The sequence below is a fragment of the Streptomyces sp. NPDC048483 genome (genome assembly GCF_040651455.1).
Classification (GTDB): domain Bacteria; phylum Actinomycetota; class Actinomycetes; order Streptomycetales; family Streptomycetaceae; genus Streptomyces.
Map to the genome: position 1 here is coordinate 22715 of NZ_JBEZJZ010000006.1, position 13777 is coordinate 36491.

Below are 13777 nucleotides of genomic sequence, written 5' to 3' on the forward strand. Positions count from 1 at the left end.
CGGCCCGTCGGCTGCCGCCGGCCGTCTGACGGGACGGTCACCAGCCGCCGTTACCGCCGCCCAGTACGTCGGGGAAGTGCGGGAAGTCCGGGATGTGCCATCCGCCGCCCGGCTTGTTGTCGCCGCCGTGACCCCGGCCGGGGCGCTGCTTGCCCTTCCCCTTGCCGCCGTCGCCCTTGCCCTTGTCCGGATCGTTGATCGGGACCGTGGACAGGGCCGGCGCGGGGCGGCCCGCCAGGGCGCCGGTCATCGCATCGCGCCAGATGGGGCCGGGGGTGTCGGCGCCGTAGACCTTGTCGTGGGTGACGCCGCCGATGGTGATGTTGTACATCTTGCGCTGGTGCTGCGGGTCGCCGACCCAGACCGCGCCGGCCGCGTTCGGGGTGTAGCCCACGAACCAGGCGGCGTAACGGCTGTCGCTGGTGCCCGTCTTGCCGGCGCTGTCGCGGCCCTGGAGGCCCGCCTTCTTGCCGGTGCCGTCCTGGACGACGCCCCGGAGAAGGGTGTTGACGGTGTCCGCGGTCCTCTTGGACATCGCGCTACGGCAGCTGGTCTGCGGGACGGTCATCGCCTTGCCGCGCGGGTCGGTGATCGACTCGATGGCGACGGGGGAGCAGTACTCGCCGCTGTTGGCGAACGCGGCGTAACCGGCGGCCATCGTCAGCGGCGACATTTCCTGCACGCCCAGCGTCATCGACGGAACTTGCTGCAACGGCTTGCCGTCCGCCCGCTCGATGCCCATCTTCTGGGCCATCTTGACCGCGGGGCAGATACCCATGTCGGAGATCAGCTGCACGAAGTAGGTGTTGACCGACTTCGCGGTTGCTTCCTTCATGCCGTACGGGCCGACCTCGGTCTTGTTCTCGTTCTGGGTGGCGTCCGTGCCCTGCCACTCGCCGTTACAGGTCTGCACCGGGCTCGGATACTGCATCCGGAACGGTGAGGAGTACTTCTGGTACGGGCTGGTGCCCTGCTCCAGCGCGGCCGCCGCGACCACCGGCTTGAAGGTCGACCCGGGCTGGTAGCCGGCGCCGCCGCCCATGTCGTGGTCCACCGAGAGGTTGATCTGGGTCTGGTGCGGCTTGAAGCCGTACGGAAGGGACTGGCCCATGCCGAGGATCTTGCCGGTGCCCGGCTCGACGATGGTTGCGGCGCTGGCGACCGGGTCGTCGGCGTAGACGTGATCGCTGACCGACTTCTGAATGGACTTCTGGGTCTGCGGATCCAGGGTGGTGTGAATCGTCATGCCGCCCTGGCTCCAGAGCTTGGAGCGGATCTTGCGGGTCTTTCCGAAGGACTTGTCGTTGAGGAAGACCTTGCGGATGTAGTCACAGAAGAAGCCCGCGCCGTCCGTGGCGGTGATGCAGCCGCTCTGGGGGCGGCTGACCGCGAGATGGATCGGCTTCGCGGCGGCCGCGTGGGCCTCGGCCCGGGTGATGTCCTTCACATCGGCCATCCGCTGCAGCACCGTATTGCGCCGCCGGGTCGCTTCCTGCGGGTCGTTGACCGGGTCGTAGCGGCTCGGCGACTGGACGATGCCGGCCAGCAGGGCCGCCTCCTCCAGCTTCAGGTCCTTGGCGTGCTTGCTGAAGTACCGCTGGGAGGCGGCCTCGACGCCGTATGCCTGCTGCCCGAAGAACGTGATGTTGAGGTAGTTCTGCAAGATCTTGCGCTTGCCGAGCTCCTTCTCCAGCTGGATCGCGTACTTGAGCTCCTTGACCTTGCGGCCGAGCGTCTGCTGGGTGGCCTGCGCGACCTTGTCGGCGTCGTCGCCCGCCTCCTCGATGAAGACGTTCTTCACATACTGCTGGGTCAGTGTCGAGGCGCCCTGGGAGACCCCGCCGGACTGGGCGTTCTTGTTGACCGCGCGCAGGATGCCCTTCAGGTCGACGGCGCCGTGCTGGTAGAAGCGGGCGTCCTCGATCGCGACGATCGCCTTTTGCATGTACGGCGACATGTCCTTGAGGCCCACCACGGTGCGGTCGCGGTCGTAGACCTTCGCGATCTCGCCGCCCTTGGCGTCCAGGATGGTGGTCCGCTGGCTGAGCGGTGGCGTCTTCAGGTTGGCCGGTATGTCGTCGAAACCCTCGACCGAGCCCTTGGCCGCGAGGCCCAGGGCCCCGGCGGCGGGCAGCGCGATGCCGGCGAGCACGGCGCCGGCCAGGACACTGACACCGAGGAACTTGGCGGCCATCTGGATCTTGGATGGACCCCCGCCATCGCGCTTCTTAGCCATGCGGACAACCCTACGTTCTGAATCGCCGGACAGGGGTGCACCTGTTCGCTTAGCCTGTTCCCACCTGCCACAGCGGGATGGTTACGCCTCGGCTCGTCAACCCCCTCTCTCTGTGCGGACCCTGCCCCTCTTGCCCCCTTCTGTCGCCAGAAATCCCGTGTGTCCACGGTGAAGTGTCCGGACTTGCGCGGAAAGCGACGTATGCCGTCCGGTCACTCCGTTGGGTGATCTGCCGCGTACGCATAGTCCGTTCGGGCCATTCAAGATTGGGCCCGAAGGGGGTGTTGCGCCCTGCCTGCCTTCCGTAACGTCCTCAACTGGCAACGGTGAATATGCCGCTTGCCGCCGTGGGGGAGCCTCGATTCGGGAGAGGACGGCGCCAGCATGAGCTGGGTAACCGACTGGAGTGCACAGGCAGCCTGCCGCACTACCGATCCGGATGAATTGTTCGTGCAAGGGGCGGCGCAAAACCGCGCCAAGGCAGTGTGCACCGGGTGTCCGGTGCGTACGGAGTGCCTGGCCGACGCCCTGGACAACCGGGTGGAGTTCGGCGTGTGGGGCGGTATGACCGAGCGGGAGCGGAGGGCGTTGCTGCGCCGCCGCCCGACCGTGACGTCATGGCGTCGTCTGCTGGAGACAGCGCGTACGGAATACGAGCGCAGCACGGGCATCCTGCCGGTGGACTGCGAGGACGAGACCTTCGACGAGTATGCCGCGGTCGGCTAACCGGCAGCGGCCGGTGACCCGTTGAGGCCGTGGGCCTTGGCGGTCAGCTGTGGCGGTGCGGCCGTCGCGGTCAGCCGTCGGCTTCGGCCGGGCCCAGTGCGAGACGGTCGCCGATCGCGCGCAGGCCGGCGAGGTCATGGACGTCACCGGGCAGCGCGGCGACCTCGGTCACCGGGACCTCGGGATGCAGCGCGGCGAAGCGGTCCCGTGTGCGCCGTTCGCGCGCGAGGACCTGCATGCGTTCCGCGTGCAGTCGTAGCAGCCTGGCGGCGAGTTGCGCCGCTGAGGCAGACGTGGGTGGCTCCTGCTCCGCCGCGGCAGCGGGGGAGAGGCCGCCGGCGGTTCCTGAAGGAGCCTTCCCGTTGTGATGATCGACAATGCCGGCCGGTTCAAGATTTTCGGCCCGGCGGCTTTCCGCGGTCTGCTCCGTGAGGGCCTCCGCGGCGGCCAGCGCCCGCTCCGCGCTGAGTTGGGCGGCGCCGCTGCCGTGCACCCGGTTCAGTACGAGACCGGCCAGCGGCATCTGCTCGGCGGCCAGCCGCTCGACGAAGTAGGCCGCCTCGCGCAGCGCGTCCCGCTCCGGCGCGGCCACCACGAGGAATGCAGTGCCGGGCGCCTGCAGCAGCCGGTAGGTGGCGTCCGCGCGGGTGCGGAAGCCGCCGAACATGGTGTCCATGGCGGCGACGAAGGTCTGTACGTCCCGGAGGAGTTGACCGCCCATCAGCTTGCTGAGGGTGCCCGTCATCATGGACATGCCGACGTTCAGGAATTTCATCCCGGCCCGGCCTCCGACCTTCGCCGGCGCCATCAGGACCCGGATGAACTTGCCGTCCAGGAAGGAACCGAGGCGCTTGGGCGCGTCCAGGAAGTCCAGGGCGGAGCGGCTCGGCGGGGTGTCGACGACGATCAGGTCCCATTCGTCGCCGGAGCGGAGCTGGCCGAGCTTCTCCATGGCCATGTATTCCTGCGTGCCCGCGAAGCCGGCCGACAGGGACTGGTAGAAGGGGTTCTCCAGAATGGCGCGCGCCCGCTCGGCGTCCGCATGACCCTCGACGATCTCGTCGAAGGTGCGCTTCATGTCGAGCATCATCGCGTGCAGTTCGCCGCCTGCGGTCTCGTCGATGCCCTTGACCTGCCGCGGGACGTTGTCGAGTTCCGAGATACCCATCGACTGCGCCAGCCGGCGGGCCGGGTCGATGGTCAGCACGACGACCTTGCGGCCGCGCTCCGCGGCCCGTACGCCCAGCGCCGCGGCGGTCGTGGTCTTGCCGACGCCGCCCGACCCGCAGCACACCACGATGCGGGTGCGCGGGTCGTCCAGCAGCGCATCGACCTCGAGCCAGGGGGCCGAGGTGTCCAGCGTGGTGTCGTCCGAGGTCATATGGGCCCCTGTTTCCGCAGGTCTCTCGCCAGGCGGTAGAGCCCGGCGAGGTCCACTCCCTCGGGGAGCAGCTCCAACTCGTAGGTGGGCAGGCCGATTGCCGTCAGCTCGGCGTGTTCGGCGCGCTCGAGCTCGACCCGTTCGGCGTGTTCGCGGGCCTGCTCCAGCAGCGGGTCGATCAGCCGGTCGGCCAGTCCGCCGCGGCGCGCGCTGCCCAGGCCGGCCTGGGAGAGCGCCTTGGCGACGCCCGTACGCGCGCCGCGGGCGGCGATGTCGAGGTCGCCGTTGTCCAGCAGCGCGGGGCGGGTCATGTTGATGACGATGCCGCCCACCGGGATGCCGGCGGCGCGCAGTTCGGCGATGCCGTCGGCGGTCTCCTGGACCGGCATCTCCTCCAGGAGGGTCACCATGTGGACCGCGGTCTCCGGCGACTTGAGGACCCGCATCACGGCCTGCGCCTGATTGTGGACGGGGCCTATCTTCGCCAGGCCCGCCACCTCGTCGTTGACGTTCAGGAAGCGGGTGATGCGGCCGGTCGGCGGGGCATCCATCACCACTGCGTCGTAGACGAACCGTCCGCTCTTGTCCTTACGGCGGACCGCCTCGCACGCCTTGCCGGACAGCAGGACGTCCCGCAGGCCCGGCGCGATGGTCGTGGCGAAGTCGATCGCCCCGAGCTTCTTCAGGGCCCGGCCGGCGCCGCCCAGTTTGTAGAACATCTGGAGGTAGTCCAGGAGGGCGCGCTCGGCGTCGATGGCCAGCGCATGGACCTCCCCGCCGCCTGGCCCCACAGCGATCTTGCGCTCCTCGTAGGGAAGCGCCTCGGTCTCGAACACCTGGGCAATGCCCTGCCGGCCCTCGACCTCGACCAGGAGGGTACGGCGCCCCTCGGTGGCGAGGGCGAGGGCGAGGGCGGCGGCGACCGTGGTCTTGCCGGTGCCGCCCTTGCCGCTGACGACATGGAGCCTGCTCACGCCAAGGAGCCTAACCAGTCCGTGTCGCGGATACGCACGGGATACGCCTGGGATGACCCGGAGATCAGCTGAACATTTCTCCGGGACAAGTCAGGGTTGCACCGGGAATACACCTTTGGTCCCGGGTGTGGACGGCGTCCGTCAGCGCCCCGTACAGGTATTACGCTCGGCCCATGACCAAGTGGGAATACGCGACCGTGCCGCTGCTCGTGCACGCGACGAAGCAGATTCTGGACACCTGGGGCGAGGACGGCTGGGAGCTGGTCCAGGTCGTGCCGGGCCCGAACAACCCCGAGCAGTTGGTGGCCTACCTGAAGCGGGCGAAGGCGTGAGCGCCGTCGAGGACAAGATCGCGGAGCTGGGCCTGAAGCTGCCGCAGGTCGTGCCGCCACTGGCTGCGTACCAGCCGGCGGTGCGCTCCGGTGCGTACGTCTTCACCTCCGGCCAGCTCCCGATGGTGGACGGCGCGCTGCCGGCCACCGGCAAGGTGGGCGCCGAGATCAGCCCGGAGCGGGCCAAGGAACTCGCCGCGACCTGCGCGCTCAACGCGCTGGCCGCCGTGAAGTCGGTGGTCGGCGACCTGGACAAGATCCAGCGGGTCGTGAAGGTCGTCGGGTTCGTGGCCTCCGCGCCGGACTTCACCGGGCAGCCGGGCGTCATCAACGGTGCCAGCGAGCTGCTGGGCGAGATCCTGGGCGACAAGGGCGTGCACGCCCGGTCCGCGGTCGGCGTTGCGGTGCTGCCGCTCGATGCGCCGGTCGAGGTCGAGATCCAGGTCGAGATCGCGGAATAGCCTCCAGGGGGCTCCGAATACCCGTCAGGGGTGTGCCGAATAGCGCCCTCGGGGCCCAAGGAGCCCTCGAACATCCGCGCGCGAGCGCATACCATCCGGCCATGTCGTCGACGACCAATGGCCAGTGGTATCCGCCGGAGTGGCCGGACCGCATCCGGGCGCTCGCGAGCGGCCGGCTGACCCCCGCCACACCCCGGCGGGCCGCGACCGTCCTGCTGCTGCGGGATTCCGAGGCAGGCGGCCCCGCCGTCCATATGCTGCGCAGACGCGCCTCCATGGCCTTCGCCGGAGGCGCGTACGCATATCCGGGCGGCTCCGTCGACCCGCGCGACGAACGCCCGGTGGCCTGGGCAGGGCCGTCGCGCGCCCAGTGGGCGGTGCGGATGGGCGTCGACCCGGCCGCCGCGCAGGCTATCGTCTGCGCGGCCGTACGGGAGACGTTCGAAGAGGCGGGCGTGCTGCTCGCCGGGACCTCGGCCGACACCGTTGTCGAGGACACCACCGGTGCGGACTGGGAGGCCGACCGCGCCGCCCTGGTGGCCCACGAGCTGTCCTTCGCCGACTTCCTGGGCCGCCGCGGCCTGGTGCTGCGCTCCGATCTGCTGGGCGCCTGGGCGCGCTGGATCACCCCGGAGTTCGAGCCGCGGCGCTACGACACCTGGTTCTTCGTCGCCGCGCTCCCCGAGGGCCAGCGCACCCGGAATGCCTCCACCGAGGCCGACCGTACGGTGTGGATCCGGCCGGAGGAGGCGATGGCCGGGTACGACCGCGGCGAGCTGCTGATGATGCCGCCGACCGTCGCGACGCTGCGCGGGCTCCAGCCGTACGGGACGGCCGCGGACGCGCTGGCCGCGGCGGAGGCGCAGGACCTGACGCCGGTGCTGGCCCGCGCGCGCCTGGTGGGCGGCGAGATCGTCCTGAGCTGGCCGGGGCACGACGAGTTCACCAAGCACATCACGACCGACGACGGCCCGGGGGACGGCGATTCCGACGGTCCCTCAGGCGCCAAGAACTCCTCTGACACCACGAGCCCCTCGGGAGACACCCCCGCATGACCGACGCAGCCGCTCTTCCCGGCCAGCCCCGCGGCGGAGCGATCTCCGGACAGGCCACCGCACGCGCCCACTGTGTGCTGGCGCCGAACCCGTCGGCGATGACCCTGGACGGCACCAACACCTGGATCGTCGCCGAGCCGGACTCCGATCTCGCCGTCGTCATCGACCCCGGGCCGCTCGACGAGGCCCACCTCCAGGCGGTCGTCGACACCGCCGAACGGGCCGGCAAGCGCATCGCGCTGACCCTGCTGACCCACGGTCACCCCGACCACGCCGACGGCGCCGCCCGGTTCGCCGCGCTGACCCGTTCGGCCGTACGGGCCCTGGACCCGGCGCTGCGGCTGGGCGGCGAAGGACTGGCGGCCGGCGATGTCATCACCACCGGCGGCCTGGAGATGCGCGTGGTGCCCACGCCGGGCCACACCGCGGACTCGCTCTCCTTCCACCTCCCGGCCGATGCCGCGGTCCTCACCGGAGACACGATCCTGGGACGCGGCACCACCATGGTCGCGCACCCCGATGGCCGGCTGGGCGACTACCTGGACTCGCTGCGGCGGCTGCGCTCCCTCACCGTGGACGACGGCGTGGCGACGGTCCTTCCCGGCCACGGTCCGGTGCTGAACGACGCCCAGGGGGCGGTGGAGTTCTATCTGGCGCACCGCGCGCACCGGCTCGCCCAGGTGGAGACCGCGGTCGAGGCCGGCCACCGTATGCCCGCCGAGGTCGTCGCCAGTGTGTACGCCGACGTCGATCGTTCCCTGTGGCCGGCCGCGGAGCTGTCGGTACGGGCGCAGTTGGACTATCTGGGCGAGCATGGGCTGATCTGACCCGTGGACGAGCCGGAGCCTGCCGTGACCGAACTTCCGTACGGGGCCGGGGCCGGGGCCGGGGCTGCGGGCGCCTGGGCGATGCCCGCCGAGACCGTGCCGCATGCCCGTACGTACCTGGCCTGGCCGCCTGCCGGTTCCGTATGGGGCGCCGACACCCCCGCCGTCCAACAGGACATCGCCCGGCTGGCCCGGACCATCGCCGCGTACGAGCCGGTGACGCTGCTGGCCGCCCCGGCGGAGGAACGGCGGGCCCGCAAGGCTTGTGGGGCGGCCGGACCGGACGGCTCCGGGGTGGAGATCATGCCCGTCCCGGTGGACGACCTGTGGGTGCGGGACAGCGGGCCGGTCTTTGTGACGGGCCCCGGTGGAGTGGCGGGCGTCGACCTGGGCTTCAACGGGTGGGGCGGAAAACAGGACCATCCCCGGGACAGCCAGGTCGCCCGCCGCCTCCTGGAGTGCGCCGGGAGGCTCCGGATCCCCGCCGGGATCACCGCGGAGGGCGGCTCCCTGGAGGCCGACGGCGAGGGGACCCTGCTGGCCACCGAGAGCTCGCTGGTCAACCCCAACCGTAATCCGGGCCGTTCGCGCACCGATATCGAACAGGCGCTGCGGCAGGCGCTCGGCGTACGCACCGTCATCTGGACCGAGGGCGTACGCGGTGAAGACATCACCGACTGCCACATCGACGCCCTGGCCCGCTTCGCCGAGCCCGGTGTGGTCGTCCTGGGCAGCCCGGCGCCCGATGCGCCCCCGGTATGGCAGCGGGTCCACGAACAGGCCCGTACGGCCCTGGAACAGGCCACGGACGCCGCGGGCCGTCGGCTCCGCCTCATCGACCTGCCGGACGCCTCGGAGGCGGGCAGGCGCGGCCCGGAGTTCCTGGGCTCGTACGTCAACTACTACGTCGCCAATGGGGCGGTGATCGTGCCCCGCTTCGGCGACCGTACGGCCGACGACCGCGCCGCCGGGACGCTGCGCGAGCTCTATCCGGGCCGGGAGATCCGGCAGATTCCGGTCGACATGATCGCGGAGGGCGGCGGCGGGATCCATTGCGCCACGCAGCAGGAGCCGGTGGGGTAGGGGTGGCCGAGGTGGCGCCGGCATGACGAAGGGCCCCGCCGGAGCGGGGCCCTTCGCAAGGCTTTTGGCGAGCCGGTGTCAGCGCGACCGCTTGGCCAGTCGCTCGACGTCCAGGAGGATCACGGCGCGGGCCTCCAGGCGGAGCCAGCCGCGGCCGGCGAAGTCGGCGAGGGCCTTGTTGACGGTCTCGCGGGAGGCACCGACCAGCTGGGCCAGCTCTTCCTGCGTCAGATCGTGGACGACGTGGATGCCTTCCTCGGACTGGACGCCGAAGCGGCGCGACAGGTCCAGGAGGGCGCGTGCCACGCGGCCCGGTACGTCGGAAAAGACCAGGTCGGACATCTGGTCGTTGGTCTTGCGCAGGCGGCGGGCAACGGCGCGCAGCAGGGCCGTGGCGACCTCGGGGCGGGCGTTGAGCCAGGGCTGAAGGTCGCCGTGGCCCAGGCCGAGGAGCTTGACCTCGGTGAGCGCGGAGGCGGTGGCCGTGCGCGGGCCCGGGTCGAAGAGCGAGAGCTCACCGATCAGCTCGCCGGGGCCCAGGACGGCGAGCATGTTCTCGCGGCCGTCCGGGGAGGTGCGGTGCAGCTTCACCTTGCCCTCGGTGACCACGTAGAGGCGGTCGCCGGGGTCCCCTTCGTGGAACAGGGCGTCGCCGCGGGCGAGCGTGACCTCTCCCATTGAGGCGCGCAGCTCGGCCGCCTGCTCGTCATCGAGCGCCGCAAAGAGCGGTGCGCGCCGCAGAACGTCGTCCACGAGATCTCTCCTTGTCGACATGCTCCGGGGGACTGTGGTCCCCATCATGCCGGAATGCAAAACAGTGCGATCAATCACAAGTTTGCCGGACCGGTGCCGCACGCCGTAAGGCAGGGGGCCGATTGGGGTCACGAATCACAGTGGTCGGGGCGGATGTCAGTGGGTGGCTTTAGTCTGGCCGAGTGTCCAATACGCCAGTGAGAGCACGGGACTGGGGGGCTGAGTGAGTGAGTACCGTGGGCGATTCCGCTGTGGGCGAACACCCGTCCACCGATGCGGCGAATGCGGATAAAAGTAGCAAATCCCTCTCCAGGGTGACGTCCGGCCAGGAGGCGGCGGAGCAGCGGTCCGGCGCGTCGCGGACGATACCGGCGGGCGCGACCGCCCAGACCTCCGCACCCAAGAGCCCGCTAGGCAAGACCTCGGCAGGGAAGAAGGCCGCCGTGAAGGAAACCCCGCCCGCGAAGCCGGCGGCCGCCAAGAGCGCCACCGGGAAGACCGCGAAGACGACTGCGCGGAACACCGCCGAGAAGGCCGTGGCCAAGAAGGCCGTGACGACGAAGGACGCGGCGACGAAGAAGGCCGCCGTGGCCAAGGCGCCCGCCGCGAAGAAGGCTGCGGCTGCCGCGAAGAGGACCGCCCCGGCGAAGAGGACCGCCCCGGCGAAGAAGGCCGCCCCGGCGAAGAAGACCGCCGCCGCAAAGAAAGCCGCCCCCGCCAAGAAGGCCCCCGCCCGCAAGCCCGAGTCGCGGGTCGCCATGGTGCGGCGGGCGCGGCGGATCAACCGGGAGCTGGCCGAGCTGTATCCGTACGCTCATCCCGAGCTGGACTTCACCAATCCCTTCGATCTCCTGGTTGCCACGGTGCTGTCGGCGCAGACCACCGACCTGCGGGTCAACCAGACCACCCCGCGCCTGTTCGCGGTCTGCCCGACGCCCGAGGACATGGCGGCGATGGACCCGGAGCGGCTGGAGGAGCTGATCCGGCCGACGGGCTTCTTCCGGGCCAAGACCAAGTCGCTGCTCGGGCTGTCGACGGCGCTGCGCGACCGCTTCGGCGGCGAGGTGCCCGGCCGCCTGGAGGATCTCGTCACGCTGCCCGGTGTCGGCCGCAAGACCGCCAATGTCGTGCTGGGCAACGCCTTCGGCGTCCCGGGGATCACCGTCGACACGCACTTCGGCCGCCTTGCGCGCCGCTTCGGCTGGACCGCCCAGGAGGATGCCGAGAAGGTCGAGGCGGACGTCGCCGCGATCTTCCCCAAGAGCGAGTGGACGATGCTCTCGCACCGCGTCGTCTTCCACGGCCGCCGCGTCTGCCACTCCCGTAAGCCCGCCTGTGGCGCCTGCGCCATCGCCCCGCTGTGCCCCGCGTACGGCGAGGGCGAGACGGACCCGGAGAAGGCGAAGAAGCTGCTGAAGTACGAGCTGGGCGGCCAGCCGGGGCAGCGGCTGAAACCGCCGGCCGACTATCCGGGGCAGCCCGCGTCCCCGATGGCGGCTCCATGACGGCAGCCGCGGCGACCACAGGGTGACCCCGACCGGGGGACCGATCATTGATGCCAGGGCCTGAGGGGGCGCGTATGACGAGTGCACGGGAGCAGTACGGCGAGGAATCCGGGACCCGCGCGGGGACCGCGTACGGCCGGGAGGTCACCGTCACGGCCGACGGCCTGCCCGAATGGCTGGCCCCGGTGGCCAAGGCTGCCGCGACGATAGAGCCGCGGCAGCTAAGCCGCTTCCTGCCGCCCGAGAGCGGCGGCCGGCAGTCCGCGGTGCTGATCCTCTTCGGTCATGGCCTCCGCGGCCCCGAGCTGCTCCTGATGGAGCGCGCCGGCACCCTGCGCTCGCACGCCGGTCAGCCGTCCTTCCCCGGCGGCGCCCTCGACCCGGAGGACGGCGATCCCGAGGGGCGCGGCCCGGTGCGGGCGGCGCTGCGCGAGGCCCAGGAGGAGACCGGCCTCGATCCGGCGGGTGTCCAGGTCTTCGGCGTGCTGCCGCGGGTCTACATCCCGGTCAGCGGCTTCGTGGTGACACCCGTGCTGGGCTGGTGGCGCGAGCCGAGCCCGGTGGGCGCGGTGGACCAGGCGGAGACTGCCCGGGTCTTCACGGTTCCCGTGGCGGATCTCACGGATCCGGGTCACCGGGTCACCACGCGTCACCCCAGCGGTCACACCGGCCCGGCGTTCCTGGTCGAGGACGCCCTGGTCTGGGGCTTTACGGCCGGTGTCATCGACCGGATCCTGCATTACGCGGGCTGGGAGATTCCGTGGGACCGTGACAAGCACGTCCCGCTCGACTGGCGCTCGTGAGACGGTGTCCGGCGTGAACGTCCTGGACATCCTGCTGCTGGTCGCCGCCGTGTGGTTCGCGATCGTCGGCTATCGGCAAGGCTTTGTCGTCGGCATCCTGTCCGTGATCGGCTTCCTCGGGGGCGGTCTGATCGCGGTCTTTCTGCTGCCGTTGATCTGGAACGAGATCACCGGCGACGCGACGCCCGGCACCTTCGCAGCCATCGCGGCGGTCGCCATCGTGATCGTGTGTGCCTCGGTGGGCCAGGCCCTCACCACCCATCTGGGCAACAAACTGCGCCGCCACATCACCTGGTCACCGGCGCGGGCACTGGACGCGACCGGCGGCGCGCTGGTCAACGTCCTGGCGATGCTGCTGGTCGCCTGGCTGATCGGCTCGGCCCTGGCCGGGACCTCGCTGCCGACGCTGGGCAAGGAGGTCCGTAACTCCAAGGTGCTGTTCGGTGTGTCCAGAGTGCTGCCGCAGGCGGCCAACACCTGGTTCGCGGACTTCTCCACCGCGCTCGCGCAGAACGGCTTCCCGCAGGTCTTCACGCCGTTCTCCAACGAGCCGATCACGTCCGTGCCCGCGCCCGACCCCAGGCTGGCGGGCGGCCCGGTGGCGGAGGACGCCCGGCGCAGCATCGTCAAGATCGTCGGTACGGCGCCCAGCTGCGGCAAGGTCCTCGAAGGCAGCGGGTTCGTCTTCGGCAGGCACCGCGTCATGACCAATGCGCATGTCGTGGGGGGCGTCACCCGGCCGACCGTCCAGGTGGGCGGCGAGGGGCGCCAGTACGACGCCAAGGTGGTGCTCTACGACTGGCGGCGCGATATCGCCGTCCTGGACGTGCCCTCGCTGAACGCCCCGGCGCTCAAGTTCGCCGGCAAGGACGCGAGCAGTGGCAAGAACGCCATCGTCGCCGGCTTCCCGGAGAACGGCGGCTATGACGTCCGTGCGGCCCGCATCCGCGACCGCATCCAGGCCAACGGCACGGACATCTACCACCGCGGCACGGTCGCCAGGGACGTCTACTCCCTCTACGCCACGGTCCGGCAGGGCAACTCCGGCGGCCCGCTGCTCACCCCCAAGGGCGAGGTCTACGGCGTCGTCTTCGCGAAGTCGCGGGACGACTCCCGCACCGGCTATGCGCTGACCGCCGACGAGGTCCGCGAGGACGTCACCAAGGGGCGTACGGCCGTGCGGCAGGTCAACAGCCAGGGCTGCGCGATCTGAGGCGGGCCGGCGCTGCGAGCGGCGCGGGGAACGGAGGTTTCCCGCGCCGGGCGCGTGCCGGGGCGCGGCGGCTCAGCTTCGGGGATGGCGCAGACGCGCACTCATCCAGCGCGCTCTGCGGCGCAGGATGAGCGGAATGCCCATCGGGTGCGCGGGTTCGGGGGAGCCGTCGGACCTGAGATCCGGGGCTTCCCTCTCCCGAGTGCCCACTGCAGCGGCACTGCTGCGGCGGTTGCGTGCCACGTCACGGTAGTCGTGCGTCCAGCCCATACCCACGACACTGCCCGTGCCCCAAGGTCCGTAACCGCCCTGCGAGCCGCCAATTGGCCTATGCGCCAGGCAATTGGCCGTTCGTCATACGAACGTTCGGCGTAGCGGCGAACGGACCATGCCGAACTCTCCGGCTTGCTCCGTTCAGCGGCGTACGG

General features: G+C 70.7%; 14 protein-coding genes. 9 read left to right on the plus strand and 5 right to left on the minus strand.

Going from position 1 to position 13777, the window contains the following annotated elements; all coding sequences use genetic code 11:
* Positions 1–37: 37 nt before the first annotated feature.
* Positions 38–2236, minus strand: coding sequence for a transglycosylase domain-containing protein (locus AB0D04_RS04875; RefSeq protein WP_362699445.1), 2199 nt, complete (start codon positions 2234–2236; stop codon positions 38–40).
* Positions 2237–2620: 384 nt separating this feature from the next.
* Between AB0D04_RS04875 and AB0D04_RS04880 the strand changes: the two genes are divergently transcribed.
* The gene (locus AB0D04_RS04880) at positions 2621–2962 is read left to right on the plus strand and encodes a WhiB family transcriptional regulator (protein ID WP_362699447.1); all 342 of its coding nucleotides are present in this window, start codon (positions 2621–2623) and stop codon (positions 2960–2962) included.
* A 70-nt stretch (positions 2963–3032) separates the two neighbouring features.
* Here the strand turns inward: AB0D04_RS04880 and AB0D04_RS04885 are convergent, their stop codons facing one another.
* Positions 3033–4343 (minus strand): ArsA family ATPase, encoded by a 1311-nt coding sequence (locus AB0D04_RS04885; RefSeq protein ID WP_362699449.1) that lies wholly within the window; start codon positions 4341–4343, stop codon positions 3033–3035.
* A complete protein-coding gene (locus tag AB0D04_RS04890) occupies positions 4340–5317 on the minus strand; it encodes an ArsA-related P-loop ATPase (RefSeq protein WP_362699450.1) in 978 nt (325 codons plus the stop codon). Before AB0D04_RS04890 ends, AB0D04_RS04885 begins: the two co-directional genes overlap by 4 nt.
* A gap of 173 nt (positions 5318–5490) precedes the next feature.
* Here AB0D04_RS04890 and AB0D04_RS04895 point away from each other — a divergent pair, with 173 nt between their 5' ends.
* The 5 genes from AB0D04_RS04895 (at position 5491) to AB0D04_RS04915 (ending at position 9075) form a co-directional block, all read left to right on the plus strand.
* Positions 5491–5649, plus strand: coding sequence for a DUF4177 domain-containing protein (locus AB0D04_RS04895; RefSeq protein WP_020129281.1), 159 nt, complete (start codon positions 5491–5493; stop codon positions 5647–5649).
* On the plus strand, positions 5646–6110 hold the full coding sequence (locus AB0D04_RS04900; protein WP_362699452.1) for a RidA family protein: 465 nt from the start codon (positions 5646–5648) through the stop codon (positions 6108–6110). The genes AB0D04_RS04895 and AB0D04_RS04900 overlap by 4 nt, the downstream gene beginning before the upstream one ends.
* A 101-nt stretch (positions 6111–6211) precedes the next feature.
* Positions 6212–7165 (plus strand): NUDIX hydrolase, encoded by a 954-nt coding sequence (locus AB0D04_RS04905; RefSeq protein WP_362699454.1) that lies wholly within the window; start codon positions 6212–6214, stop codon positions 7163–7165.
* On the plus strand, positions 7162–7992 hold the full coding sequence (locus AB0D04_RS04910) for an MBL fold metallo-hydrolase (RefSeq protein ID WP_362699456.1): 831 nt from the start codon (positions 7162–7164) through the stop codon (positions 7990–7992). Before AB0D04_RS04905 ends, AB0D04_RS04910 begins: the two co-directional genes overlap by 4 nt.
* 24 nt (positions 7993–8016) lie before the next feature.
* A complete protein-coding gene (locus tag AB0D04_RS04915) occupies positions 8017–9075 on the plus strand; it encodes an agmatine deiminase family protein (protein ID WP_362699458.1) in 1059 nt (352 codons plus the stop codon).
* A 78-nt stretch (positions 9076–9153) separates the two neighbouring features.
* Here the strand turns inward: AB0D04_RS04915 and AB0D04_RS04920 are convergent, their stop codons facing one another.
* Positions 9154–9828: a Crp/Fnr family transcriptional regulator gene (locus AB0D04_RS04920; protein WP_006604164.1), complete on the minus strand. Its 675-nt coding sequence runs from the start codon at positions 9826–9828 to the stop codon at positions 9154–9156.
* Positions 9829–10379: 551 nt separating this feature from the next.
* On the opposite strand from AB0D04_RS04920, the gene nth reads away from it, so the two are divergent.
* The 3 genes from nth to AB0D04_RS04935 all read left to right on the plus strand — a co-directional run bounded on the left by nth (position 10380) and on the right by AB0D04_RS04935 (position 13349).
* Entirely contained in the window at positions 10380–11333 is a 954-nt protein-coding gene (nth, locus tag AB0D04_RS04925; RefSeq protein ID WP_362699657.1) for an endonuclease III, read from the plus strand.
* A 74-nt stretch (positions 11334–11407) separates the two neighbouring features.
* A complete protein-coding gene (locus AB0D04_RS04930; protein ID WP_362699460.1) occupies positions 11408–12136 on the plus strand; it encodes a CoA pyrophosphatase in 729 nt (242 codons plus the stop codon).
* 13 nt (positions 12137–12149) lie between these two features.
* Positions 12150–13349, plus strand: a complete 1200-nt coding sequence (locus AB0D04_RS04935; protein ID WP_362699462.1) for a MarP family serine protease — start codon at positions 12150–12152, stop codon at positions 13347–13349.
* Between the two features lie 72 nt (positions 13350–13421).
* On the opposite strand, the gene AB0D04_RS04940 is transcribed toward AB0D04_RS04935, so the two are convergent.
* Positions 13422–13619 carry a hypothetical protein gene (locus tag AB0D04_RS04940; RefSeq protein ID WP_362699464.1) on the minus strand — a complete coding sequence of 66 codons (198 nt, stop codon included), beginning with the start codon at positions 13617–13619 and terminating at the stop codon, positions 13422–13424.
* Positions 13620–13777: the final 158 nt, after the last annotated feature.

Excerpts from the sequence above, each read along its gene's own strand:
- AB0D04_RS04930 (WP_362699460.1), top strand. The coding sequence starts at position 11,408 with ATGACGAGTGCACGGGAGCAGTACGGCGAGGAATCCGGGACCCGCGCG.
- AB0D04_RS04905 (WP_362699454.1), top strand. The coding sequence starts at position 6,212 with ATGTCGTCGACGACCAATGGCCAGTGGTATCCGCCGGAGTGGCCGGAC.
- AB0D04_RS04910 (WP_362699456.1), top strand. The coding sequence starts at position 7,162 with ATGACCGACGCAGCCGCTCTTCCCGGCCAGCCCCGCGGCGGAGCGATC.
- AB0D04_RS04940 (WP_362699464.1), bottom strand. The coding sequence starts at position 13,619 with ATGGGCTGGACGCACGACTACCGTGACGTGGCACGCAACCGCCGCAGC.
- AB0D04_RS04880 (WP_362699447.1), top strand. The coding sequence starts at position 2,621 with ATGAGCTGGGTAACCGACTGGAGTGCACAGGCAGCCTGCCGCACTACC.
- AB0D04_RS04875 (WP_362699445.1), bottom strand. The coding sequence starts at position 2,236 with ATGGCTAAGAAGCGCGATGGCGGGGGTCCATCCAAGATCCAGATGGCC.
- AB0D04_RS04885 (WP_362699449.1), bottom strand. The coding sequence starts at position 4,343 with ATGACCTCGGACGACACCACGCTGGACACCTCGGCCCCCTGGCTCGAG.
- AB0D04_RS04895 (WP_020129281.1), top strand. The coding sequence starts at position 5,491 with ATGACCAAGTGGGAATACGCGACCGTGCCGCTGCTCGTGCACGCGACG.